The organism is Carboxydothermus hydrogenoformans Z-2901, assembly GCF_000012865.1.
In the GTDB taxonomy this organism is placed as follows: Bacteria; Bacillota; Z-2901; order Carboxydothermales; family Carboxydothermaceae; genus Carboxydothermus; species Carboxydothermus hydrogenoformans.
Genome location: NC_007503.1, coordinates 22,288 through 46,147 on the forward strand (window position 1 = coordinate 22,288; position 23,860 = coordinate 46,147).

The 23,860-nt window shown below is 45.1% G+C and carries 28 protein-coding genes; 23 read left to right on the top strand and 5 right to left on the bottom strand.

The features are described 5' to 3' along the window. Window positions 1-149: 149 nt before the first annotated feature. Window positions 150-1,361, top strand: coding sequence for a selenium metabolism membrane protein YedE/FdhT (yedE, locus tag CHY_RS00135; RefSeq protein ID WP_011342977.1), 1,212 nt, complete (start codon window positions 150-152; stop codon window positions 1,359-1,361). Window position 1,362: 1 nt separating this feature from the next. Continuing rightward, on the top strand, window positions 1,363-1,596 hold the full coding sequence (yedF, locus tag CHY_RS00140; RefSeq protein ID WP_011342978.1) for a sulfurtransferase-like selenium metabolism protein YedF: 234 nt from the start codon (window positions 1,363-1,365) through the stop codon (window positions 1,594-1,596). Between the two features lie 47 nt (window positions 1,597-1,643). Here the strand turns inward: yedF and ychF are convergent, their stop codons facing one another. The 4 genes from ychF to cooS all read right to left on the bottom strand — a co-directional run bounded on the left by ychF (window position 1,644) and on the right by cooS (window position 5,893). Continuing rightward, entirely contained in the window at window positions 1,644-2,732 is a 1,089-nt protein-coding gene (gene ychF / locus CHY_RS00145; RefSeq protein ID WP_011342979.1) for a redox-regulated ATPase YchF, read from the bottom strand. 69 nt (window positions 2,733-2,801) lie between these two features. Further along, entirely contained in the window at window positions 2,802-3,002 is a 201-nt protein-coding gene (locus CHY_RS00150; RefSeq protein ID WP_011342980.1) for a DUF951 domain-containing protein, read from the bottom strand. After that, window positions 2,995-3,849 carry a mechanosensitive ion channel family protein gene (locus CHY_RS00155; protein ID WP_011342981.1) on the bottom strand — a complete coding sequence of 285 codons (855 nt, stop codon included), beginning with the start codon at window positions 3,847-3,849 and terminating at the stop codon, window positions 2,995-2,997. The genes CHY_RS00150 and CHY_RS00155 overlap by 8 nt, the downstream gene beginning before the upstream one ends. A 154-nt stretch (window positions 3,850-4,003) precedes the next feature. Next, window positions 4,004-5,893 (bottom strand): anaerobic carbon-monoxide dehydrogenase catalytic subunit, encoded by a 1,890-nt coding sequence (cooS, locus tag CHY_RS00160; protein WP_011342982.1) that lies wholly within the window; start codon window positions 5,891-5,893, stop codon window positions 4,004-4,006. A gap of 171 nt (window positions 5,894-6,064) precedes the next feature. Here cooS and rpsF point away from each other — a divergent pair, with 171 nt between their 5' ends. From rpsF to CHY_RS00220, 12 genes are all read left to right on the top strand, one after another. Then, a complete protein-coding gene (gene rpsF / locus CHY_RS00165) occupies window positions 6,065-6,355 on the top strand; it encodes a 30S ribosomal protein S6 (RefSeq protein WP_011342983.1) in 291 nt (96 codons plus the stop codon). 18 nt (window positions 6,356-6,373) lie between these two features. Then, window positions 6,374-6,805: a single-stranded DNA-binding protein gene (locus CHY_RS00170; protein ID WP_011342984.1), complete on the top strand. Its 432-nt coding sequence runs from the start codon at window positions 6,374-6,376 to the stop codon at window positions 6,803-6,805. Window positions 6,806-6,823: 18 nt separating this feature from the next. Further along, on the top strand, window positions 6,824-7,054 hold the full coding sequence (rpsR, locus tag CHY_RS00175; RefSeq protein WP_011342985.1) for a 30S ribosomal protein S18: 231 nt from the start codon (window positions 6,824-6,826) through the stop codon (window positions 7,052-7,054). A 123-nt stretch (window positions 7,055-7,177) separates the two neighbouring features. Further along, complete coding sequence (locus CHY_RS00180) at window positions 7,178-8,167, top strand: YybS family protein (RefSeq protein ID WP_011342986.1); 990 nt, start codon at window positions 7,178-7,180, stop codon at window positions 8,165-8,167. After that, window positions 8,139-8,594, top strand: coding sequence for a 50S ribosomal protein L9 (rplI, locus tag CHY_RS00185; protein WP_011342987.1), 456 nt, complete (start codon window positions 8,139-8,141; stop codon window positions 8,592-8,594). Before CHY_RS00180 ends, rplI begins: the two co-directional genes overlap by 29 nt. Window positions 8,595-8,596: 2 nt before the next feature. Further along, window positions 8,597-10,495: a Lon family ATP-dependent protease gene (gene lonC / locus CHY_RS00190; protein WP_011342988.1), complete on the top strand. Its 1,899-nt coding sequence runs from the start codon at window positions 8,597-8,599 to the stop codon at window positions 10,493-10,495. 12 nt (window positions 10,496-10,507) lie between these two features. After that, entirely contained in the window at window positions 10,508-11,839 is a 1,332-nt protein-coding gene (gene dnaB, locus CHY_RS00195) for a replicative DNA helicase (RefSeq protein ID WP_011342989.1), read from the top strand. Window positions 11,840-12,007: 168 nt separating this feature from the next. After that, window positions 12,008-12,670, top strand: a complete 663-nt coding sequence (locus tag CHY_RS00200) for a hypothetical protein (RefSeq protein WP_011342990.1) — start codon at window positions 12,008-12,010, stop codon at window positions 12,668-12,670. Window positions 12,671-12,691: 21 nt separating this feature from the next. Then, window positions 12,692-13,780 (top strand): ferredoxin oxidoreductase, encoded by a 1,089-nt coding sequence (locus CHY_RS00205; protein ID WP_041537590.1) that lies wholly within the window; start codon window positions 12,692-12,694, stop codon window positions 13,778-13,780. A 13-nt stretch (window positions 13,781-13,793) separates the two neighbouring features. Then, a complete protein-coding gene (locus CHY_RS00210) occupies window positions 13,794-14,537 on the top strand; it encodes a thiamine pyrophosphate-dependent enzyme (protein ID WP_011342992.1) in 744 nt (247 codons plus the stop codon). 2 nt (window positions 14,538-14,539) lie between these two features. Continuing rightward, window positions 14,540-15,103, top strand: a complete 564-nt coding sequence (locus CHY_RS00215; protein WP_011342993.1) for a 2-oxoacid:acceptor oxidoreductase family protein — start codon at window positions 14,540-14,542, stop codon at window positions 15,101-15,103. A gap of 15 nt (window positions 15,104-15,118) precedes the next feature. Further along, window positions 15,119-15,355, top strand: coding sequence for a 4Fe-4S dicluster domain-containing protein (locus tag CHY_RS00220; protein ID WP_011342994.1), 237 nt, complete (start codon window positions 15,119-15,121; stop codon window positions 15,353-15,355). 81 nt (window positions 15,356-15,436) lie between these two features. Here the strand turns inward: CHY_RS00220 and CHY_RS00225 are convergent, their stop codons facing one another. Further along, window positions 15,437-16,951, bottom strand: coding sequence for a S8 family peptidase (locus CHY_RS00225; RefSeq protein ID WP_011342995.1), 1,515 nt, complete (start codon window positions 16,949-16,951; stop codon window positions 15,437-15,439). A gap of 106 nt (window positions 16,952-17,057) precedes the next feature. Here CHY_RS00225 and CHY_RS12940 point away from each other — a divergent pair, with 106 nt between their 5' ends. From CHY_RS12940 to CHY_RS00265, 9 genes are all read left to right on the top strand, one after another. Continuing rightward, a complete protein-coding gene (locus CHY_RS12940; protein WP_083757213.1) occupies window positions 17,058-17,231 on the top strand; it encodes a sigma factor G inhibitor Gin in 174 nt (57 codons plus the stop codon). Window positions 17,232-17,266: 35 nt separating this feature from the next. Further along, the gene (locus tag CHY_RS00230) at window positions 17,267-18,595 is read left to right on the top strand and encodes an aminotransferase class I/II-fold pyridoxal phosphate-dependent enzyme (protein ID WP_011342997.1); all 1,329 of its coding nucleotides are present in this window, start codon (window positions 17,267-17,269) and stop codon (window positions 18,593-18,595) included. Next, window positions 18,595-19,206, top strand: coding sequence for a dTMP kinase (gene tmk, locus CHY_RS00235; RefSeq protein WP_011342998.1), 612 nt, complete (start codon window positions 18,595-18,597; stop codon window positions 19,204-19,206). Before CHY_RS00230 ends, tmk begins: the two co-directional genes overlap by 1 nt. Beyond that, window positions 19,199-20,002 carry a DNA polymerase III subunit delta' gene (locus CHY_RS12510; RefSeq protein ID WP_011342999.1) on the top strand — a complete coding sequence of 268 codons (804 nt, stop codon included), beginning with the start codon at window positions 19,199-19,201 and terminating at the stop codon, window positions 20,000-20,002. The genes tmk and CHY_RS12510 overlap by 8 nt, the downstream gene beginning before the upstream one ends. Window positions 20,003-20,057: 55 nt before the next feature. Beyond that, a complete protein-coding gene (locus tag CHY_RS00245; protein ID WP_011343000.1) occupies window positions 20,058-20,906 on the top strand; it encodes a PSP1 domain-containing protein in 849 nt (282 codons plus the stop codon). Continuing rightward, on the top strand, window positions 20,881-21,237 hold the full coding sequence (locus CHY_RS00250) for an initiation-control protein YabA (protein WP_049752047.1): 357 nt from the start codon (window positions 20,881-20,883) through the stop codon (window positions 21,235-21,237). Before CHY_RS00245 ends, CHY_RS00250 begins: the two co-directional genes overlap by 26 nt. Then, complete coding sequence (locus tag CHY_RS00255; RefSeq protein WP_011343002.1) at window positions 21,206-21,955, top strand: tRNA1(Val) (adenine(37)-N6)-methyltransferase; 750 nt, start codon at window positions 21,206-21,208, stop codon at window positions 21,953-21,955. Before CHY_RS00250 ends, CHY_RS00255 begins: the two co-directional genes overlap by 32 nt. After that, a complete protein-coding gene (gene rsmI / locus CHY_RS00260) occupies window positions 21,955-22,764 on the top strand; it encodes a 16S rRNA (cytidine(1402)-2'-O)-methyltransferase (RefSeq protein ID WP_011343003.1) in 810 nt (269 codons plus the stop codon). Before CHY_RS00255 ends, rsmI begins: the two co-directional genes overlap by 1 nt. Window positions 22,765-22,883: 119 nt before the next feature. Further along, window positions 22,884-23,759 (top strand): BON domain-containing protein, encoded by an 876-nt coding sequence (locus tag CHY_RS00265; protein ID WP_011343004.1) that lies wholly within the window; start codon window positions 22,884-22,886, stop codon window positions 23,757-23,759. Window positions 23,760-23,860 lie beyond the last annotated feature (101 nt).

Here is a 23,860-nt window from a genome sequence, read left to right on the forward strand (position 1 = left end):
CTCCTTTTTAATTTAGTATGGCGGGAAGAAAAATTTTTAAACTTATAACGAATAGTAATTATATTGAAAAGAAAAATGACAAAAATTTATTTGAAATATAAATATTCATTATGTTATTATCTTGAAGGAAAGAAAGGAGGAAATTGATAATGGGCGAAATTATCAAAAGCTATTACCAGAAAGTAATTGCGGAATTTTGGGACCAAAAGACTGCGGTCGTACTTCTGGGCATTTTAAGCGGCCTTTACTTTGGAACAGTGGGCGTAGTCTGGGCGGTAACCGGAGAATTTACCCGCTGGGGGGCAAGTTTTCTTAAATTAATCGGAGTGGACTTATCTCCTTATACTTATTTAAAAATCATCAAATATAAAGGTACCGTTTTAACCCGGATAGACGGGGTAATGGTGCTGGGAATGTTTGCGGGAGCCTTGATTGCAGCTCTTTTCGGGCAAAATTTTAAACTTAGAATTCCTACTGCTAAAAGGGTGCTCCAGGCTTTAATTGGCGGTATAATTGCTGGCTTTGGTACCCGTCTTGCTATGGGCTGTAACTTGGCTGCCCTTTTTACCGGAATACCTCAATTTTCCCTTCATACCTGGTTTTTTACCCTGGGAACAATTTTTGGTACCTATATTGGAATAAAAATTACCCTCTCTCCTTATTTTCGGGGAGAGCCCAAACTGGTCAAAGCTTCGGAATTTAATGCGGGAAATTTAAAGGCAAATACCCAGATCCAACCCTTTTTGGGCTGGCTTGGACTTATTGTTTTTGCCGGAATTTTATTGTCCCGGCCGGAAATGCCGAATAATTTAAAACTTGCTACCGTTTTTGGCTTTGCCTTTGGCTTTTTAATTCAAAAGGGGCAGGTCTGCTTTACCTCAGCCTTCCGGGATTTATGGTTGGTTGGACGCACGACTACGCTAAAGGCTCTGGTCTGGGGTATGGCGGTGCAGATGCTTCTGACAGCGGCTTTTATCGCCAAGGGAACGCCTGCCAAAGTTCTCTGGGCCGGTCCCAATGCGTTAATTGGTGGCCTTTTATTTGGTATTGGGATTGTTATTGCCGGAGGATGTGAGACCGGCTGGATGTACCGATCAATGGAAGGCCAGGTTCACTTCTGGTTTGTAGGGTTGGGCAATGTGATTGGGGCAACAATCTTGTTCCTGGTGTGGGATAAGGGGGTTTATAAATACTTAGCCGAGCCGTTTCCGAAGTTTAGCTTGATAGAACATTTTGGTTACTTACCGGCCTTTATATTGACTGGATTATTCCTTTTAGGGCTGTACTTATGGGCGGATTTACGGGAAGCAAGCGGCAGGTCAATGATAAAAAATAAGACCATGTCGGTGAGGAGGGTGTAATATGGAAGAGAAACGGTATGTTTTGGATTTACGGGGGGAACCCTGTCCTTATCCGGTGGTGTATTCCCTGCAGGTTCTGGCAGAACTGGAAAGCGGAGCGCTTTTGGAGATTTTAGCCGACTGTCCGCAATCGTTTAAATCGGTTCCGGAAGAAGTGGTAAAAGCTGGGTACGAAATGGTCGAACCCCCGCAAAAAATCGGGCCAACGTTAAGGTTTTTGGTAAGAAAACCGTAAAATTTGATAAATTAAAAAGGCCGAGAAGCTTTTAGCTTTTCGGCCTTTTAAACGTTAAACCTGAAGTAAATGACATCGCCATCCTGTACCACGTAATCTTTTCCTTCCAAGCGGATTAACCCTTTTTCCCGGGCGGCGGTCATCGAGCCAACTTCTATTAATTCTTCCCAGGGAATAACTTCTGCCCGGATAAAGCCTCGCTCGATGTCCGAGTGGATTTTGCCGGCGGCCTGAGGAGCTTTGGTACCTCTTTTTATGGTCCAGGCTTTAACCTCCTGGGGGCCGGCAGTAAAGAAGGTAATCAGGCCAAGTAAAGCATAACCGGTTCTAATAAGTTTATTTAACCCCGGCTCTTCAATACCAAGGTCTTCTAAAAACAACGCCCGTTCATCTTCGGGAAGTTCCTGTAATTCGCTTTCGATTTTAGCCGACAGTACGACAACTTCGGCGTTTTCCTTTGCGGCAATTTCCCGCACTATATCGACTTCTTTGGGCGGTGAGAGAAGATCTTTTTCTCCCACATTGGCCACGTAAACTACGGGCTTGGCGGTGATAAAACCGATTTCCCGTAAAATCTCCTTTTCCTCATCGGAAAATTCATGGGCCCGTACCGGAAGACCCCGGTCAAAGCCGTCAATTATTCTTTTAAGCATTTCTGCCTCAATTTTGCCCCGTTTTTCCCCGCTCTTGGCAACTTTTTCCGCCCGCTCTAAACGTCTTTGGGCGGTTTCTAAGTCCGCTAAGATAAGTTCGGTATTTATGGTATCAATATCCCGGGCGGGGTCAACCGAACCTTCGACGTGGGTAACATTAGGGTCGGTAAAACAGCGTACCACATGGGCAATACCGTCAACCTGCCGGATGTGGGATAAAAATTTATTGCCCAAGCCCTCTCCCCGGCTTGCTCCCCGAACAAGACCGGCAATATCCACAAAACGGGTAACGGCCCGTACCACCCGTTCGGGTTTTACTACTTCCGCAATTTTATCCACCCGGGGGTCGGGGACTTCTACCACTCCCACGTTGGGTTCAATGGTGCAAAAAGGATAATTGGCCGCTTCGGCTTTAGCCTTGGTGATCGCATTAAATAAAGTAGACTTTCCCACATTGGGCAGTCCCACAATTCCTATTTCCATCTACTTCCTCCTCTTTATAATTAATGTTTTTTAATTGTTTTTAGTTTCCAACATCCAACCTTCCAATTTCTAACTTCCAGTAGTTTTGCGTACCGCCCGAATTTTTCTAATAATTTTTTCCCGGGGAACTAAAATAATATGGCCGCAGCCGGTGCATTTTAAGCGAAAATCAATACCTATTTTTAGCACTTCCCACTCGTAATTTCCGCAGGGGTGTGGCTTTTTTAGTTTAATTATATCGCCTATTTGAATTTCACGCGGATCAACCATTATCCATCTCCCTTTCCTCCCGGGTAATGTAGACCCGTCGGGGATATGGAATTTCAATACCTTCGGCGTCAAAAGCTTCTTTAATGGCTTTTCTAAGCTCCCACTCGATATTCCACTGTTCCATGGGCTTTACCTTGGCAATTACCCGAAAAACCATTTCCGAGGGTCCGAAATTAACAATCCCCAAAACCTTGGGGCCTTCATAGATAAGTTCTCCGTATTTTTCTTTTATTTGCTGGCAAACCCTTTCTAAAACCCGGTTTACCTTTTCCACATCTTCTTCGTACGCTACCCCTACGTCCACTAAAGCCCGCTGAGGTCCCCGGGTTTTGTTGGTGACCATCGTTATACTGCCGTTGGGGATGATATGAAGCTCACCGGTAAAATCCCGGAGTTTGGTAACTCTAAGCCCTAATTCTTCGACAATGCCGGAGGTTTGCCCGATGGTAACGTAATCCCCCACCGCAAACTGGTCTTCCATTAAAATAAAAAAACCGCTTATCACATCTTTAACCAAGTTCTGGGCGCCAAAGCTTACGGCTAAACCTAAAATACCAGCTCCGGTTAAAAGGGTTTTGGCAAAACCGGTATTTTCAAAGACCTGGGCAATAATAGTAAGAAATGCGGTAATGTAAATAAAGTAACTCCAGAGACTTTTTAAGATGGTACGCAGGGTTTCAACCCGGTTTTCCTTAAGGCTTAACTTTTTGCCGTAGGGAACAATAAAACGGTTGATAAAGGAGTGGCCAAGCTTAAGTAGTACCACCGAGCTTACCAGAATAATCAAAAGAATTAAGGATTTATCGAGAATTTTATCCCAGTTTAAGTTTAAAAGGCCAAAATTCATCAGTATCCCTCCGGCAATTAATCTATTACAATATTATATTTAATCTTTTCCAAAAAAACAAATGGTACCGGAAGGGACGGTTCTTACAGTGACCATTTTCCGTTATTAAAGACAAAAAAATTGCCAGCGAACAGCTCGCTGGCAGAACCGTCCCTTAAATACCCAGTTTGGCGCGGCGGTCGTTGATGTGGGCAAGGATATCATCGGCAACTTTGACGGGGTCGCTCCCCACGGCTATTCTTCCGCCGGTGATACTGGGGAGGTCCCGGGTTAAAAGTTTTACCAGGTTTGGTGCACCCATCACCGGAGGATCCGGAGCTACATGGGTATATAAGCCATAGGCTAAGGCAAAGAGGGCGTCAATGGTAGCTTTTTGTTCCATGTACATGGGAGCGGTCACGGCTACCGGCAAATCGGCGGTGTCAACGTTTAAGGCGTTGGCTAAGGCTGTTACCACTAAAGAAATTCGGCCGGTGTCGGTACAGGTCCCAAAAGAAAGTACCGGTGGAATATTTAAGTTTCGGCATACTTCACTAAGTCCTGGTCCGGCTAAGTTTATCGCATCCAAATTACAGAGTCCGGCAACTTCAAGGGCATGGTTGCCGCAGCCACCGGATAAGATCAGGATATCCCGCTTAATTAACTCTTTTGCCAGGTTTACGGTGACGTAGTCCTGAGGACCGTTCTTTAAAGTAGTGCAATTGATAAGTCCAACCGCTCCTTTAATCTTTCCGGCTTTAATAACTTCAATTAAAGGATTTATGCTGCCACCCAAAGCTTTTAAAATAGCTTCCGGGGTGAAACCGGTGATGGCTTTTTGGATGTTGGCGGGAATTTTGGGGGTAATTTTTCCGTGGCGTTTGTTTTTAAAGCTGTCAACGGCGATATCAATGATTTTTTGCGCGATTTCCCGAACTTCACTGGGCTTATAGTCAAGGAAATGGTGAATACCCGGAAAACGTACCAGCCGGGATACCGAGACTAATGTTGCTCCGTATTTTTCCGCTAAAGGTCCTAAATTGGGCGGTGAGCAGTTCATATCCATCGCCAAGACATCAACGGCTCCAGTGGCCAACATCGGCTCAATAGTTAGCCAGTTGCCGGTTAGACCCCGGAAAACTTCGTCCTTTTGGAAGCGCTGTACTACTTCCTGGCCGCTTTCAATACTGCCGTAAATTCTAAGGCTTTTGGCACCGGCGGCTTTGGCTTTATCCTGGTTTACCGCTTCTTTAGCCGCTAAGATTAAAGCCACCCCGACAAACGGTTCGTGACCGTTAAAGACGATGTTGATGTAATCCGCATCAAAGATGCCCAGGTCCACATCCATTTCATGGGGCATACCGGTACCAAATAAAATATCCTGCACCAGCTCAAGGCCTATCTGGGCACCGTAAATACAGGAAAGTCCGAGCCTTAGTCCTTTAGTTGCTAAGGATACATAATCCCCGTCGACGTTGGTAAGGCAGCTGGCGGCGGCATCTTTTAGCTCGTGCAGGGGACCGGCCGGATAAATCCCAAGCTTACGCCAGACTTCTTTTCGTTTTAAAGGAGCGTAGACCTCAATCATTTTCCCCGGTTCGTCATAGTCCCGGTATAACTCCCAGATTAAAAAGTCGGAAAGACGTACTGCCACATCTTCCGGTTTGCCTTCGGTGTTTAGCTCTAAATCCTTGGCCATCTGGTAAAGTTTATCTTTATCGGTAATGGTAAAGGGGGTGTTACCGAGAGCGGTCATTTTTAAAGTTTTATAAGCTTCATAGGCATGGTAAGTATAGGTTGAAGTACCCATTACGTTTCTTAATAGCATGTAGCGCATTGCCATGCCATCGGCGTTAATTCCGCAGACCCCCAGGGTTGCTCCAACCTTTTCGTTTATCCGGCAAGGACCGTTACTGCAGAGCTGACAGGAAACCCCGAGCTCGCAGTAATTGCAGCGGATCTTTTCCTGGGGGTCAAAACGGTCAAAACAGTTGGAAAGCTGGTCTTCGGCTAATCGCTGATATAGCTCGTTAACCGATGGGTGAATGGACGTTTTTGTAGCCATTTTACCTACCTCCTCCAAAAAATTTTCTTTTTTAGATTGGTATTTAAAAGAAAAAAATATACATAAGGTTGCCAAAATAGCTTGGGAGTGTTATAATTTTTGCGGCAAACTGTACTACCCTGCTCTATCCAGCGAGATAGGGCCATAGTCCAGAGGGAGGAGGTGTAAGTAATGCTGCGCCAGTACGAAGTAATGTACATTTTGCATCCGGAGCTTGATGCGGAAAAAACCGAAAGCATTATTGAGAGATTTAAAGGGATGATTGAACAGGAAGGCGGCGAAGTAACCAAAATCGACCGCTGGGGCAAACGGCGTTTTGCCTATGAAATTAAAAAGCTCCGGGAAGGCTATTATGTGGTAATGAACTTTAAAGCCAAAGCGGAAACTGCACAAGAGCTTGACCGGCTTTTAAGAATTTCCGATGATGTTGTGCGGCATATTGTTATTCGGGAAGACAAGTAACCTTTTGGGGTGAATTTTATGTTTAATAAAGTTATTTTAATAGGGAGGCTGACCCGGGACCCGGAGCTTAGACATACACCCCAGGGAACGCCGGTAGCATCGATCACCGTTGCGGTAGACCGTCCTTTTACCACCAAAGAAGGGCAACGGGAAACCGACTTTATTGATGTGGTGGTTTGGCAGAAACTTGCCGAAACCGTCGCCCGCGTCTTAACCAAAGGACGGCTTGTTATGGTGGAAGGAAGACTGCAAATTAGAAGCTATACCGATAAAGAAGGCCAGAAACGGCGGGTTTATGAAGTAGTGGGGGAAAACGTGAGGTTTTTAGATAAACCCAAGAATGCTGGATTGGCTCCTGGCAACTTACCTGACGAGTTTCCTGCGGTGGACTTTGACCCGTCGGATTTTGGTACGGAAATCGAGATTAGCGATGAAGATATCCCATTTTAACGTAAGGGAGGTTGGACCGTGAAAAAAGAAAAAGGTAGCCGTCGCAAAAAGCGGGTATGTGCTTTTTGCGTGGATAAAATAGTAGATGTAGATTACAAAGACGTAAACCGTCTGAAAAAATATATTACCGAACGGGGTAAAATTCTTCCCCGGCGGATTTCCGGTAATTGTGCCCGGCACCAGCGGCGTCTTACTACCGCCATCAAGCGGGCTCGAATTATGGCTTTACTGCCGTTTACCGTAGAATAAGCGCTGAAAAAGGAGCTTTTTATGGCTCCTTTTTTTAGTTTATTGCAAGTTCCAGCGTTTTACTCTATAATAATTGGCAACTTACGATTATAATTAAAGTTGAATAAAAAATGAGGTGATTTTTTGAACAGCACCCGGCAGTTAGTAGAAAGTGCTTTTTTAGCGGCGATTACAGCGGTTTTGGTCATATTAAGTGTGTATTTTCCGCCCTTGGCGATAGTTGTAGATTTTCTTACCCCCATACCTATTGCCGTGTTAGTGGTAAGGCATTCGACCAAAGCAGGTATTTTGGCAATTGGGGTGGCGGCTATTCTTCCCCTTTTGACTATGGCTGACCCTATAACGGTTTTTACGGTTTTATTTAAGACAGGACCTCTTGGGCTTGTTTATGGCTATTTTATCAAAAGAAACTTAAAACCAACCTTAACCGTTGCCGCCGGAATGGTAGCAGGAACTTTAGGAACGGTAATTACGTGGGGGATTACGTTTTTCCTGACAAAAATTAATCCCTTTGTCATCGGGCGGGATATGGAGGAAGCGGGAAAACAGGTATTAGAGTTTTACTATAAAACGGGACTTATAAAGCCCGGTACCGAACAGGCGAAAATGTTAGCCGATACTTTTGCCCAGATGCCTAAAATAGCCGAGCTATTACTTCCCGGGGCAATTCTAATTTCTTCGCTAATTTTTGCCTATCTTACCTTTATTCTTACGAAAAAGCTTTTGGGCCGCTTAGGATATAGTTATCCCGACCTGCCTCCTTTTCGGCTCTGGCGGATGCCCTTAGGGCTTTTACTGGTGATGGCGGTGGGGGTACTAATGTTTTCGGGCTTTCAAAAATACCCGGTAATAAGTAAAATTGGCTTTAATCTTATGTATATAACCGGCTTTTTGTTTTTTATAAGTGGACTGAGCATTACCGTTTTTGCCTTTAAAAACCAGGTTTTGCCGCCTTTGTGGCGAACATTTTTAATAGTTTTTGGGATATTATATCCCCCTATGGCCATGTGGTTTATCCTGGTTTTGGGCATGACCGATACATTGTTTGATTTTCGCAAAAAGTGGGAATCCGGGAGGGTGAATGATGAAGGTAATACTTCTAACGGAAGTTAAAAAACTTGGGAAAAAGGGAGATGTAGTGGAGGTTGCCGAAGGTTACGGGCGTAACTACCTGATTGCCAAAGGTCTTGCGGTAGAAGCTACCGAAGGTAAATTAAAGGAATTACAACAACAAAAAGAAGCGGCTAACCGGAGGAAAGAAAAAGAATTGCAAGAGGCAAGAAGCTTGGCGGAAAAGCTTAAAAATATTGAATTAGTCTTATACGGAAAAGGCGGGGAAAATGGCAAGCTTTTTGGAGCGATAACCAGTAAAGATATTGCCGAAGCTTTAGAGAAAAATTACCAAATTAAAATTGATAAAAGAAAATTGGATTTAAAAGAAAACATTAAAGCCCTTGGAGTGTATACGGTAGAAGTAAAGCTTCATCCGGAGGTAACAGCAAAACTCAAGGTAGCGGTTAAAGAAGAAGGAAGGGGTTAAAGGTGAAATTTTTTCTACTGCCTAACGAGCGGCGCGAATTGGAAAAAAAAGTCGAACTAATCGGAAATGTATTAACCAATTTATACGGTCCGGATAAACTTATTTTAAAAGCTGCCAAGGTGGAAGCCTTAAATCTCATTCAATCGGAGAAGTTAGAAGAAAAGGTTTTGGGCTATCAGAAAATCGTCTTAGAGGATCCCTCCCTGACCCGGGTACCGGCGGCAGGTGAACTTGCCGAAATTTTAGCAACCATTGAAGACCATATAGCGGATATTTTAGCCCGCCGGACGGTAGAGGAAGACCTGGAGCGCAAAGTAGAGCGGAAGATGCAGGAACGGCATGAGGAGTATTTAGAGGAAATCCGGCGGCAGGTTTTAAAAGAATCCGGCAACGTGGAAAACGCTCAAACCTTAAAAAAACTCGCCCGCCTGGAAAAATTAGAAGAAACCAAAATTGCTGCCACGGCTATGTCTTTTCTCCGTCCCCGGAGTTTTTCCGAAATCGTCGGGCAGGAGCGGGCCATTCGGGCACTTTTAGCAAAACTTTCATCACCTTTTCCCCAGCACATCCTCTTATATGGACCGCCGGGGGTGGGGAAGACCACCGCTGCCCGTTTGTGTTTGGAAGAGGCCAAAAAGCGTAAAGGCTCACCCTTTGCTCCGGATGCTCCTTTTGTGGAAGTGGATGGCACTACATTGCGCTGGGACCCACGGGAAGTTACCAATCCCCTTTTGGGTTCGGTGCATGATCCCATTTATCAGGGAGCCCGCCGGGATTTAGCGGAAACGGGAGTGCCGGAACCAAAACTCGGACTTGTTACCGAAGCCCACGGTGGGATATTATTTATCGATGAAATTGGGGAGTTGGACCCTTTATTACAAAATAAGCTTTTAAAAGTTTTGGAAGATAAACGGGTATATTTTGATTCGGCCTATTACGACCCCGATGACCCCAATGTACCGCAGTACATTAAAAAAATCTTTGAAGAAGGGGCGCCGGCGGACTTTATTTTAATCGGTGCTACCACCCGCTCGCCGGAAGAAATAAATCCGGCCTTAAGGTCACGCTGCGCGGAAATCTTTTTTGAGCCGTTGGGGCCGGCGGAAATAAAAGAGATAGTTTTAAAAGCGGCGCAAAAGTTAAATGTCAAACTTGCTCCGGATGTACCGGAGCTAATTGCCGGTTATACGGTGGAAGGACGGAAGGCCGTTAATATTTTAGCCGATGGATATGCAATAGCCCGGTTTAAAAATCCCGAAGGGGATGCTTTAACCATTACCGCCGATGATATTTTAGAGGTGGTTAATGTCAGCCGGATTTCGCCCAATAACCTGGTTAGGGGTAGCGATACTTATGAAATTGGCAAAGTGTTTGGCTTAGGGGTTTATCAGTATTTGGGGTCGGTATTAGAAATTGAGGGAATAGCCTTTGATGCTAAAACTCCCGGTCAGGGAACGGTTCGTTTTAACGATACTGCCGGTTCTATGGCAAAAGATTCGGTGTTTAATGCTTTGTCGTCTATCCGAAAAATTACCGGCATCGATCCCCATAACTATGACCTGCATGTAAACGTAGTAGGCGGAGGTAATATTGACGGTCCTTCTGCCGGGGCAGCGCTGTTTTTGGTGATGTACTCGGCAATTACCAGGACTCCTTTGCGCCAGGACATTGCTATTACCGGTGAGATTTCCGTGCACGGAAGGATTAAGCCCGTAGGCGGAATTCCGGAAAAAATTTACGGCGCTAAACAGGCGGGGATTTCTACGGTACTGATTCCCTTTGATAATTTAAAAGACGTACCCCGGGGTCATTTGGGGATAAAGGTTGTGCCGGTAAAGACGGTAGAAGAAGTAGTGGAAATTGCTACCCAAAAACCCCTTTTAACCACCAGGGCGGTGTAGGAGGATTTTTTTATGAACGAGCTTTTAATGCTACCTCCGCATAATATTGATGCCGAACAGGCGGTTCTTGGGACCATATTAAGTAATGGTGAAAGCCTTTATAAAGTCATTGAAATCTTAAAACCCGAGGATTTTTACCGGGAATCCCATAAACTTCTTTACCAGGTAATGCTTGAATTAAATGAAAAGGGCGAACCGATTACCATTTTAACGGTAACCGAGGCCTTAAAACAAAAAGGTGACCTGGAGCGGGCGGGGGGAGTTTCGTATATTGCTTCCCTTTTAGCCATGGCAGTGCCGGAAGCTACCCTGGAAAGCCATGCCGAGATAATTGAAGAAAAAGCAGTTTTGCGGCATTTAATAGACCTTTCGGAGAAAATAAAAAGGCTTAGTTATACTGAAAAAGATGCGGAAAGCATTTTAGAAGAGGCGGAACGACTGGTTTTAGAAGTAGGAATGAAACGGAATCAGCAGTCGTATACCGCGGTTCGAGAAATTGTTTACGACGCCATCGAACGAATTGAGTTTTTATACCAGAACCGGGGCAATATTACCGGGATTCCGACTCATTTTTACGATTTAGACCGGATGTTAAACGGCTTGCAAAAAAGCGACCTGATTATTGTGGCCGCCCGGCCGGCGATGGGAAAAACCAGTTTTTGTCTTAATGTCGCCCAAAATGCTGCGATTAAAAGCGGAGTGCCGGTGGCGGTTTTTAGCCTGGAAATGTCCAAAGAGCAGCTGGTGACCAGGATGCTGACCTCCGAAGCCATGGTAGACCAGCACCGGGTAAGGGCCGGGGAGCTTTCCGATGAAGATTGGTTGCGGTTAACCGAAGTGGCGGGAATATTAGCTAAAGCTCCGATTTACATTGACGATACTCCCGGTTTAACGATACGCGAGCTCCGGGCCAGAGCAAGGAGGCTTAAGCAGGAAAAAAACATCGGGTTAATTATAATTGACTACCTGCAACTTTTAAACGGCAGTCGCCGGGCCGAAAGCCGGCAGCAGGAAATTTCCGAAATCTCCCGGGCCTTAAAAGGGCTGGCGAAAGAGTTAGACTTGCCGGTGGTGGCGTTATCCCAGCTTTCCCGGGCGGTGGAGGCGCGGCAGGATAAAAGGCCTATTATGTCGGATTTAAGGGAATCCGGTTCGTTAGAGCAGGATGCCGATATTGTCATGTTTATCTACCGGGAAGAGTATTACAAGCCCGATACGGAAAAGAAAAGCATAGCGGAAATTATCATTGCCAAGCAAAGAAACGGCCCAACGGGGATTGTGGAGCTGGGATTTTTAAAAGAATTCACCAAATTTGTTAATTTAGCCAAAAAGTATACGGAATAATTTTTTTGGCAAAACTTGACGATGGAAAGATAATAGCGGTATACTAAATTTAAAACGCAGCATTAGACGGGACAAAGTTACTTTGTCCCGCTTTTGCGTTTTTAGGGGAATATTATACAAAAAAAAGTTTTTTTAAGAAAAATTATATAACAGCTTAGGATGGTAAAAATGCGCATAGTAGAAGCCTTTATTGGCGAATATGCCAGCGGAAAGAGTGAAAATGCAGTAAACCGGGCATTGGAACTAAAAAATCAAGGCAGAACGGTAAACCTGGTGGACTTGGATACGGTAGAACCATTTTATACCCTGACTCCCATTAAAAAAGAGTTGGAAGCTTTGGGACTTAAAGTATTGGCCTGGGAGCGGGATGAGGCGCTTGGCTTTGGGGAGACAGGGGTACTTTTAAAGCCGGAAATTCGCTGGGCTCTTAGATATCCTGGGGACGTAATTTTTGATGTGGGCTACGGTGTGCATGGTTCAAGAAGTTTAAACTTAATTGAAGGAATCTGGCAGGAACCAAATTTAAAAGTTTATACGGTTATCAATGCTTCCCGTCCCATGACCCGGGAAGTTGATGATATTGTCGAGCATGTAAAAAGCCTTGGCCGGGTGGATGGATTAATCAACAATACCCACTTGGGGGATGAAACCACCTGGGATGTAATTTGTGACGGCGAGGAAAAAGTGTTAAGGGCTGCAAAAATTTTGGGCTTACCGGTATTATGGACCGCCGTCGACCAAAAACTAATTAATGGTAATGAGGAAATGCTTCAAAAGCTTAAAACCCCGGTTAAGGGGTTAGTAAGATACATGCCAAAAACTTTTTGGTAATACTACGAGGAGGTGCGAAAAATGGCAAATAAGCCAATTACCGGGGAGCAAAGAGTGTTTATGACCGGGAACGAGGTTATCGCTTATGCGGCGGTGATGGCCGAAGCGGATATTATGTACGGTTACCCGATTACTCCCCAAAACGAAATTATGCACTACTGGACCAGGCTTGCGCCAAAATACGGCAAAAAGTTTTTACAAACCGAGGACGAGCTCTCGGCTGGTTTTACTACCATAGGAGGGGTCCTGGCCGGAAGAAAGGCTTTTACCGCCACTGCCGGTCCTGGCAACACCTTGATGCAGGAGCCGATGTCCATGGCGGAAATGATGCGGATTCCCACCCTCTTGATAGTACAACAGCGGGGTGGTCCATCAACGGCTACCGTTATTTATTCCCAGCAGGAAGTAACGATGACCACCTATGGTGGCAACGGTGAAGGCTTTAGAATTGTCTACTCTACCGCAAGCCACCAGGACCTTTATGATTATGTAATTAAAGGTTTTAATACCGCGTGGAAATACCGTTTCCCCACCTTTATCTTGGGCGATGGTTATCAAGCCAAAATGCGGGAAGCCTGTGTTATGTACGATCCTGCCGAAAGAGGGATCGAACTTGTAAAACCTACTCCTTACATGGGTGCTCCCGGCACTCCCGGGGTAGACCGCAAACCAAGTCATATGCGGAACACCTACAACACCGAGGAAGAGCTGTATGAAGTGGTCATGAACCTTGCCAAAGCGTACGAAGCCATAATACCGGAAGTGGTAGAATTTGAGGAACTAAATGCCTTTGAAGCGGATACCGTTATCATTGCCCACGGTGTCGTTTCCCGGGCGGCCAAAGGAGCGGTAAAAGAACTTCTTGCCGAAGGTGAGAAAAAAGTTGGCTATTTCCGGCCAATTACCTTAAGACCTCTTGCGGTAAACGAACTACGGGAAATTGCTCAAAGAGCCAAGAAACTGATTATAGCAGAATCTTCCTATGGTCAGCTTTTAAAGCAAATTAAAGAAGCAATTTACGGAACCGATGTTGAAATACACACCATCTTAAAGCCGGGTGTGGGCATTACCCAGGAAGAAATCGTGGCCAAGTACCACGAGGTTAAATAAGGGAGGGATAAAGGTGAACTATCCGCAAATACCAAAAAGCTGGAATATAGAATCAAAACCCCATAAGTTTTGCCCCGGCTGTGGCCACGGGATAGCTTTGAAAGCTTTAGGTATGGTCATTGATGAGCTTGGCATTCAGGATAAAACGGTTTTTGGTGTAGATATTGGTTGTTCCCTTTTGGCCTGGGACTTTTTCAATGTGGATACCATCCAAACCCACCACGGTCGTACCACACCGGTCATAACCGGGATAAAGAGGGCTAACCCGGAATTAATAACCATTGCTTACATGGGGGACGGTGGCGGTTACGCTATTGGTTCGCAGCACCTGGTTAATGCTGCAGCAAGAAATGAAAAAATCACCGTTATCCTGATTAACAACACCAACTACGGAATGACCGGTGGGCAAATGGCACCAACGACCCTGCCCGGACAAAAAACTGAAACCACCCCTTATGGCCGGGATGTCGGTGAAACTGGTTATCCGACCTTAGGTCCGGAAATGGTAGCGGCAATTGCCCGGGAAGGGGCTTATGTGGCCCGTGGAACAGTGGCCAATCTCCGCCAGTTAAAAGGATTTATCAAGAAAGCCATTGAAAACCAGATGGCCGGCAACGGTTTTTCCTTTGTGGAAGTGCTTTCCGGCTGTCCTACCAACTGGAGGACCAATGCCAAAGAAACCTGGGACTTCATTGAAAACACCATGACCCAATACTTTAAAGTAGGGGAATTAAAAGTACCCGGGAAGGGGGAATAAAGATGGCGAAGGTCGTTAAAATTGCTCTGGCCGGCGAAGGTGGACAGGGAGTTCAGTCGGTAGCGGAAATTATTGCCGAAGCGGCCAACGAAGAGGGAAAAGAGGCAATTTACATCCCTAACTTTGGTGTGGAGCAGCGGGGCGGAGTGTCCATTGCCTTTATCCAAATTAGCGATGAGCCTATCGGCAGTCCCAAGTTTGAAAAAGGGGATATCGTGGTAGCCCTTTCCGACCGGGCGATACGGCGGACCCGGCAGTATGTAGGGGAAAACACGATTTTTGTTTACGACAGCAGTATTGAAGGGGTAGAGCAGGACCTGCCTACCAACGCTAAAAAAATCCTGGCAATTCCGGCGTTGGAAATAGCCAAAAAAGAACTCCACCCCCGGGTATTTAACGTTGTGATCATGGGAGCGGTGCTGGAAGCTACGGGTGTAGTTACAATGGAACAGGCTAAAAAAGCTATTGAGAAGAAATTGGGATATAAATTTGAAAAGGACCCGAAATTACGGGAATTAAACTATAAAGCCATTGACCGGGGTGCTTCCCTGGTCCGGGAACAGTAGAAGGGGGGAAGACCGGTGGAATTTAAAGCAAGAGTATTGGAGCACACCAAAGGTACCTGGACGATTTATCCGGGCCTTTGCAAAGGTTGCGGCCTCTGCATGGCAAAATGCCCCAAAGGAGCGATTAGCTGGTCGGAAGTCTTGGGGGTCTACGGCACCCCGGCCGTGGAATCCGATGATAAATGTATCGCCTGCGGCATCTGCCAGATGGTCTGCCCCGACTGCGCTATCTACGTCGAAAAGAAAAAGTAGCAATTTCGGGACGGTTCTTTTCTTTATACTTAAAGTATAAAGATAGGGACTGTCCCTATTTTTATATTTAAAACCTACGACCTAAATTACTACTTCTTGGGTGGTGGTAGAGGCTGGAGTGGTGAGTTCAACGGTTTTTACCTTGCCCTGGGGTTGGGTTACTGTTAGTTTTACCACGGTGTTGGCCGGCACCGGGAGGGTTAACCTACCGGTTACCGGGTGGAGGTAGCCCACATCTATAAAGTCCTGGCCTCTGGCATTATAGGATATCATTCCTTCGAAAGGTTTCTTCTGAGGATTTTGACTTATGATTTTTAAATAAGAAGCTTCAGCAAGATATTTTAATAATTTTCCGGCATCGGGAATTCCCCAGCCGTAGCCAAAGTTTGGCTTAGCGGCAAAACTTCCGGAAATTTTTAAAAGACTGAAAAGGGTGTCGGGGTCTAACTTATATTTTTCCAGGATTGCTGCAAGCATTCCCGAAATTATAGGAGCGGCAGCGGAACTTCCGCTTTGCGAAGCATATCCTTTGCTCCAGGTAGATACGACACCCACTCCCGGGGCTAAAAGGTCTGGCTTTAAATAATAGGGAAAGCGAAAGGTAGCAGTTTGAGGTGTGACAAAATCAGTGTTGCTAAAGGGGGCCGGGTAAAGAAATTTATAATTTACGGTTTTTGGATAAAAATCCAAAGCGCCAACTCCCAACACCCCGGGGATATTTCCGGGGCTTGAGGATGTTTCGGGGCCATCATTGCCAATGGCTGCTACCGGCAAGATGCCTAAAAGCAGAAGATTGACCATGGGTTGAACGAGGAGAGATAAAAATCCTTCTACCCCCCACGACATATTAACTATGCTAATGTTTTTTTGCAGAGCTATAAACTGAAGGCCGGCGATAATTTGCTCTAAGCTACCGGAACCATCACGGTCTAAAACTTTTACCGAAAAAAGTTTTGCTGCGGGGGCAATTCCCAGCGGGTTATCTTTTGTACCGGCGACAATTAAGCCCCCGGTAAAAGTACCGTGCCCATTATCATCAAAAGCTTCACCTGGTTTACCCGGAGTCACCTTACCGTCTTGCTCCACCTTTGCCCAGCCCACGATTTTCCCCAAAAGATTGGGATGCCTGGGATTTATTCCGGTATCCAAATGGCCTACCACAATTCCTTCCCCAAACAATCCCTTATCCCAGAGGGCAGTGGCGTTTACCGGTTTATACTGCCAGAGGCTTTCCTTAAAAAGAGCCCGGGCAGGGTGGTAGATTTTCCGGCGGGTAACGGGGATTTTCACTCTTTGCTCCGCTAAATCAATGCTTCTTACTTCGGGATTTTCTAAAAGCCTTTGAATAGTATCCGCATCAAGCTCGGCAATAAACCCCGGTAAAAGCCAGTAACTTCTTGCGTTATCAGCTCTAACCCCTAAGAGTTTTTTAACCTTCTCCTCAAGATGTTTTTCCAGGGTTGTGATTACTTCTTCCCGGTCAAGTCCCCGGTAAACAGGCTCTTCGAAAATTACCGCAACCTTAACCGTTTCTCCTATCTTTAAGGTAAAAAGCTTTTCTTTTAAAGCTTTTCCCATTTTATTCTTACCTGCCATTTTTGTCACCTCTTTCCGGTTCTCTTAATAAAATATGAAATTACCAATGCCAGGGTAACTTTTTATTTTTTGCGTGTTTGGTAACAATACTATTGGGGTGAATTTTATGTACTGTGCCTTTTGTAACTCGTTTAAGGAAAAGGGTATTTGGCTTTTGGGCCGTTTTTTATGCCGGGAATGTGAAAAGGAGTTAACCAAAATCCTGCCGGTTAATCCTGCCTATCCGTTCATCGTCAAAAGGTTTCGAAACTTTTTCTTAAAACAAAAGCAGTTATGGTAAAATTATTGTAAAAGGTTAAATCTTAAGGAGAAGCTATGTCAGGTTTAATAGATAAAATCCAAAAACATATCCAAAAAAAACCTATCTCTTTCCACATGCCCGGTCATAAAAATGGCCGGTTTATACCGAAAAAAGTAAAAAATCTTTTAGGAGAAAAATATTTCAAAGCAGATTTAACCGAGCTTCCGGGTCTCGATAACCTTTATGCGCCGGAAGAGGCCATACTTAAATTAGAGGAGAAACTTTCCCGCTACTTTGGTTTACCCCGGGCGCATCTATCGGTTAACGGCTCTACGGCGGCGGTAATAGCCTTACTGCTTTCGTTTTTTCGGCCGGGTGAAAAAATAGCAATTGATCGGATGTCCCACGTATCTCTGTACCATGGGATGGTTTTAGGGGATTTAATTCCGGAATTTATCTATCCTCATTGGGACGAGGAGTACGGACTTCCGGTAAATAAGACTCCTAAAGCTCACAACAAAAGTTATTTTCTGACCAACCCCGACTACCAGGGGCTAATCCGGGATTTAACGGAGCTTAAAACCGACCGGCTCCTTCTGGATGCGGCCCACGGGGGTTTAATTCCTCTATGGCGACCGGATTTTTTTAAAAACATTGCAGGATTTGCGGTAAGCCTGCATAAAACCGGTCCCTTTCCCAATCCTCTGGCGGCGGTGGTTTTTCGGGATAAAGGGATAGAAGTGAAACGGGCGCTAAACTTAATCCAAACTACCAGCCCTTCGTACCCCTTAATGGCTGCGGCCGAGGGCGGGGTGGACATGCTATTAAAGGTTGGTGCACGAGCCTTTCAAAAAGCCAAGGAGCTTTCGGACCATTTTAAGGAGTACTTGAAAAAACGGGGGATCGGGTTTCTTCAGGATAAATACCCGGCGGACCCTTTAAAAGTTACCATAAAAGCGGCGGATTTGGGTGTTTCCGGAGAAAAAATTGCCGCAAAGTTAATGAAAAAGGGAATTTATCCGGAGGCTTACGGTCCGGGTTATGTGCTTTTTATGTTTTCCCCGGGTAATACCGAAAAAGATGTCAAAAAGCTTATAAACATTATTGAAACAATAAAAGGTACAGATAAAAAAATCTTTATCCCGAAAAATCCTTTTAGTTTTCAGCCAGAACTAAAATTAACCCCGCGGGAAGTGTATTATGCCCAAGAAAAGCTTGTGGATTTAAAAGCTTCAGTGGGTTATACTGCCCGGGATGGGGTTACGGTTTACCCTCCGGGAGCACCGGTACTCTATCCGGGGGAAGAAATTACTAAAGAAGCAGTGGAGTATTTAGAGTATCATTTAAACTTGGGAGTAAAGGTAACCGGGATATATGATGGCAGGATAAAGGTGGTAAGGTAATGCGCGGTAAATTTATTACCATTGAAGGGGTGGAAGGGTCAGGAAAAACCACCCAGATACAATATATTGCTCGGTATCTTACAGAAAAAAATATACCCCACATTATCACCCGGGAGCCCGGTGGTACTGCTTTGGGTAAAAAAATACGGGAACTTTTATTAAACCCCTCCTACCCGGTGGTACCGGAAGCAGAAATTCTTTTATACCTGGCTGACCGGGCCCAGCATGTGGGGGAAAAGATAATTCCCCATTTGGACAAAGGGGTATGGGTAATTTCCGACCGGTATTTTGATTCCACGTTGGCTTATCAGGGTTACGGCCGGGGATTTGACCTAACCCTTCTAAAAAGTTTCATAGCTTTTGCTACCAAAGGTTTAATTCCTGATTTAACAGTATTAATTGACCTTCCTCCGGAAGTAGGATTATCCCGGGTTAAAGGCCGGGGGGAATATGACCGTTTGGAGCGGGAGACTTTGGAGTTTCACCAAAGGGTAAGGGAAGGCTTTTTACAACTTGCCAGAGATCAGCGTTTTCGAGTGGTGGATGGCCGGAAAAAGCCCGAGGAAATTTTTTGGGAAATCAAAGGGTTTTTGGAGGGGCTAAATGGATAATCTAATTATAGAAGCTTTAAATCAGGATAAGCTAAGTCATGCGTATTTATTAACTTCACCGGTTCTTGAGGCGGTAGTGGATTTTGCCCGAAGGACCGCCCGGGAAATCTTAATAAAATCGGCCAATGACCCCGTGGAGGCAGCAAACCTTTTTGAGGCGGGAACTCATCCGGATTTTCTCTGGCTTGCACCCGATGGGAGCTCCTTTAAAATCTGGCAGGTCAATGAAGTGTTGATTCCCAAAGTTTACCTTACTCCCCAAAAGGGCAGCCGCAAGGTAATTGTTTTAGAAGAAGTAGATAAAATGACCCTTGATGCCGCCAATGCTTTTTTAAAGACTTTAGAGGAGCCGCCGGCAGGGGTTACTTACCTTTTAATTGCTACCATGCCGGAAAAAGTGCTTCCGACAATTCATTCCCGTTGCCAAAAAGTTAAAGTTTCAGCCGAAGATTTTACAGGCCAGTATAAAGGGTATGCGGAAAAGTTTTATGAGCTTTTAACTTTGCCCTGGGAGGAGTTTTATAAAAAGACGGAAAAGATTACCCGGGAAGAGCTAAATAATCTTTTGCTGGCAGGAGAATTAATTCTCCGGGATGCGCTGATTGTTGATAAAGGATCGGAAAAATTGTTTTATCCGGATCTTTTCGATAAAGCACGGGAATTAAACCGTTTAGGTGAAGAGGAAATTTACCGTTTACTTAATCGTTTGGAAGATTTTTTAGCCAAAACCCGTTTAAATTTAAATCCCAGGCTTGTGTTAGAAAACCTCTACCTGAACTTTAGCTTTTACAAGTAGTAAACTTTGAAAAAATAATTTATAATAAAAACAATTATAAATTTGGAGGAGTAATATGCCAAAAGTAGTTGGGATTCGCTTTAAAAGAGCGGGGAAGATTTATTATTTTGACCCGTTGGACATAGATTTTCAATACGGTGATGGTGCTATAGTAGAAACCATCCGGGGGGTAGAATACGGCGAAGTAATGATTCCACCCAAAGAGGTTCCTGAAGAGGAATTGGTTTTACCGCTAAAGCCGGTGATAAGGAAAGCTACCCCTGAAGATTTGGAAATTGTGCGGGAAAATAAAAAAAGGGAAAAAAAAGCCTTTGCTATTTGCCTGGAGAAAATTGCCCAGCACGGACTTCCCATGAAACTCGTGGGGGTAGAATATACTTTTGACCGCAATAAAGTAATTTTTTATTTTACCGCTGATGGGCGGATTGATTTCAGGGAACTGGTGCGGGATTTAGCAGCGGTGTTTAAAACCCGGATTGAACTTCGGCAAATCGGAGTCCGGGATGAAGCGAAAATGATCGGCGGCCTTGGCTGTTGCGGGCGGGAGCTTTGCTGTGCTTCTTGGCTTTCGGAATTTGCTCCGGTTTCGATTAAAATGGCCAAAGAGCAAAACCTCACTTTAAACCCTACCAAGATTTCCGGCATCTGCGGCCGCCTGATGTGCTGTCTCAAATTCGAAAGCGATACTTACGAACAGGTCAAAGACGATTATCCGGAAGTTGGCGAAGCGGTGCTTACTCCGATGGGAGAAGGTAAGGTTACCGGAGTTAATATTTTCAGGAAAACCGTCTATGTGGAGTTAAAGGAACAAAAGCATGTCAAGGAGTTCCCGGCGGAAGAGGTAGTGGCTAAAGAGGAAGTAGAGGAGGGTGAGGTATTTGAACAATCTTTCGACCCTTCTTAGCCAGTTTGAGGAAAATATAAAAAAGCTTTTGGAAGAGTATTTGGAAATCAAATCCTATGTTTCCCAGCTTGAAGAGGAGAATCAAAAGCTACGCCAGGAGGTTATCAAGTTTTACAAGCCACTGCAGGAAGAAGCCAAAAAAGAAAAAAAGCCCGGGCCTGGATTTCAAAACTTGGCCCGTCTTTACCAGGAGGGGTTTCACGTTTGCCATGTGCATTTTGGCGAAGCCCGGGGTGATGAAGACTGCCTCTGGTGTATAACTTTTATCAAAGGAAGAAACAACGAGCGAGGGGAAGGAATTGACGAAGAAATACGCCGAACTGCCCCCTGATCGGGTGGACGATTTAAAAAGAGCCGGGCTGAAGATTTACCAGAACCCGGCGCTTTTTTGTTTTGCGATTGATAGTGTCCTCCTGGCCTGGTTTACCAAAACAGCTCCCAACGACCGGGTAGTGGACCTTGGAACCGGCAACGGCGTTGTTCCCCTGCTTTTATATGGAAGAAACCGGGAGATTGGGAAAATATACGGCATTGAAATTCAGGAAAAGCTGTACCAGTTGGCGGTGAAGTCTGTAGCTTTAAACAATCTTGAAGAAAAAATCGAAATAATCCTTGGTGATTTAAAAGATGCACCCGCTATCCTCGGGAAGGGTTTTGATGTAGTAACCGCCAACCCTCCTTATCGCAAAAAGGGGGAGGGGCGTTTAAATCCCGTGCCGGAAGTAGCGGTAGCCCGCCATGAGCTTTTAACTACTCTGGAAGACGTGGTGGCGACAGCGGCAAAACTTTTAAAACCCCGGGGGAGTTTTTATTTAGTGCATCTGCCCGAAAGGCTTCCGGAAATCTTTACCCATTTTACCCGGTATAAACTAAATCCCGAAGTGTTACTGCCGGTGCAGCCCAAGCCCGGAGAGAACGTAAACCTTGTTTTAATAAAAGCGGTTAAGGGGAGCCGGCGCAAATTAGAGTTTTTAGCTCCTTTGTGGGTTTATGAAAAAGACGGTCAATATTCCGAACAGGTGCGCCGGATTTTTGAGGGGGAAGAGTAATGGGAACCTTATATTTGGTACCGACACCCCTTGGCAACTTAAAAGATATTACCTTAAGGGCGTTAGATACCTTAAAAGAAGTAGATATCATAGCCGCCGAAGACACCCGGCATACTTTGAAGCTTCTAAACCATTATGAAATAAAAAAACCCCTTCTATCCTACCACGAACACAACCGCCGGGAAGCGGGGAAAAAAATTCTTGAACTTTTAGCCCAGGGGAAACAAGTGGCTTTGGTAACCGATGCCGGAACTCCAGGCATTTCCGACCCGGGAGAGGATATCGTGCGGGAAGCACTAAAGGAAGGGTATAAGGTTGAGGCACTTCCGGGAGCTTCGGCTTTAATTGTGGCCCTGGCGGCCAGCGGCCTTACTACTTCCCGCTTTTGCTTTGAAGGATTTTTACCCCGAAAAGCCGGGGATCGGGAGAAATGGTTACGGGAACTTTCCCGGGAAAGACGAACCATGATTTTTTACGAAGCCCCCCACAGGCTTCTTAAGACTTTGGAAGATTTAGCAAAACATTTTGGAGAAAATCGCCGGATGGTGGTAGCCCGGGAGCTTACCAAAATCCATGAAGAGTATATCCGGGGAAGCATTGCCGAGGTTCTCTCCCATTTTAAAGAAAAAGAGCCCAAAGGCGAGTTTGTGTTGGTGGTAGAAGGAGCACCACCGGAAGAAAAAAACGTGGAGGAATTTGTGCGGGAATGTATCGAAAGAGGTTTATCCCAGAAAGAGGCAGTTTTACTTGGCCGCGAACTTGGCTTTAAGAAAAAAGAAATTTATAAATTGTATCTTCAATTGAAGTAGCAGTTTCGGGACAGTTCCTAAAATTATACTTAAAGTATAAAAAGAGGGACTGTCCCTTTTTTTATCTAATAAAATCGGCCTTTTTGGTAAACGCTAATAAAAATGAAAGGGGGCCGATTATGCGGGATGTGGATTTTGATCGGGGACTTCGGGAACGAATTGAAGAAGCGCTTTTAAGTAAATTAAAAGAAAGCGCCATCGGCATGAATATTGATGTGAAAGATGGGGTGGTCAAGCTTCAAGGAACGGTCGATGTGCTTTCCGAGAAAAAAGCGGCGGAAGAAATTATCCACCGCATTCCCGGGGTCAAAAAGGTAGAAAACGAGCTTACGGTAGCGTTGGATAACGGAAGCTACAGCGACCGGGAAATAGAAGAAGAATTAAACGATAAACTTGCCAATGACCCTCGGATTGAAGGAGAAATCGGAGCTAAAGTTTTTAATGGCATAGTCACTTTACAGGGCAGAGTAGATGCTGCAATTAAAGAATTCTGGGCCCGGCAGGTAGCGGAAAGGACCCGGGGAGTGGTGGAAGTACGAAGTCAGGTAGAAGTATTGCCGGAAATGGAGATAGATGACAGCAAAATTGCCAATGAAATCTCGCGGCAGCTCAATAATTCCCTGCATGTTAATCGCCGGGATATAATTGTAGAAGTGGTAAACGGCGAGGTAACGTTAAAAGGAGTGGTGGATACCCCTGAACAGGCTCTTCAGGCGGAGCTGATTGCCTTAGGAGTCAAAGGTGTAAAACGGGTGGAAAAAGAGTTAGAGTTTCGCCACGGAGAAGATGAAGGCGATAAAAAGCTAACCAACGAGTTAAGAGAAGCTTTAGGTAAAGCCGGCCTTGCCATGGTACGGGCAGTGGTGGTCGATGGAATTGCGTTTTTACACGGTAAGGTTGGTACCCCCGACCAACGTCACCGGGCCGAAGAAGTGGCAGCAAAAATTGAAGGAATCCGGGAAGTGCATAATGCCATTTACATAACGGTTCATTAATCAAAACCCAAAAAATCTTAAAAACTTCTCCACAAATCCTTAACAAATTTAAGCAGGAAATACCCCGCTTGAAGGCGAATTTATACCTCAAAATAAAAAAA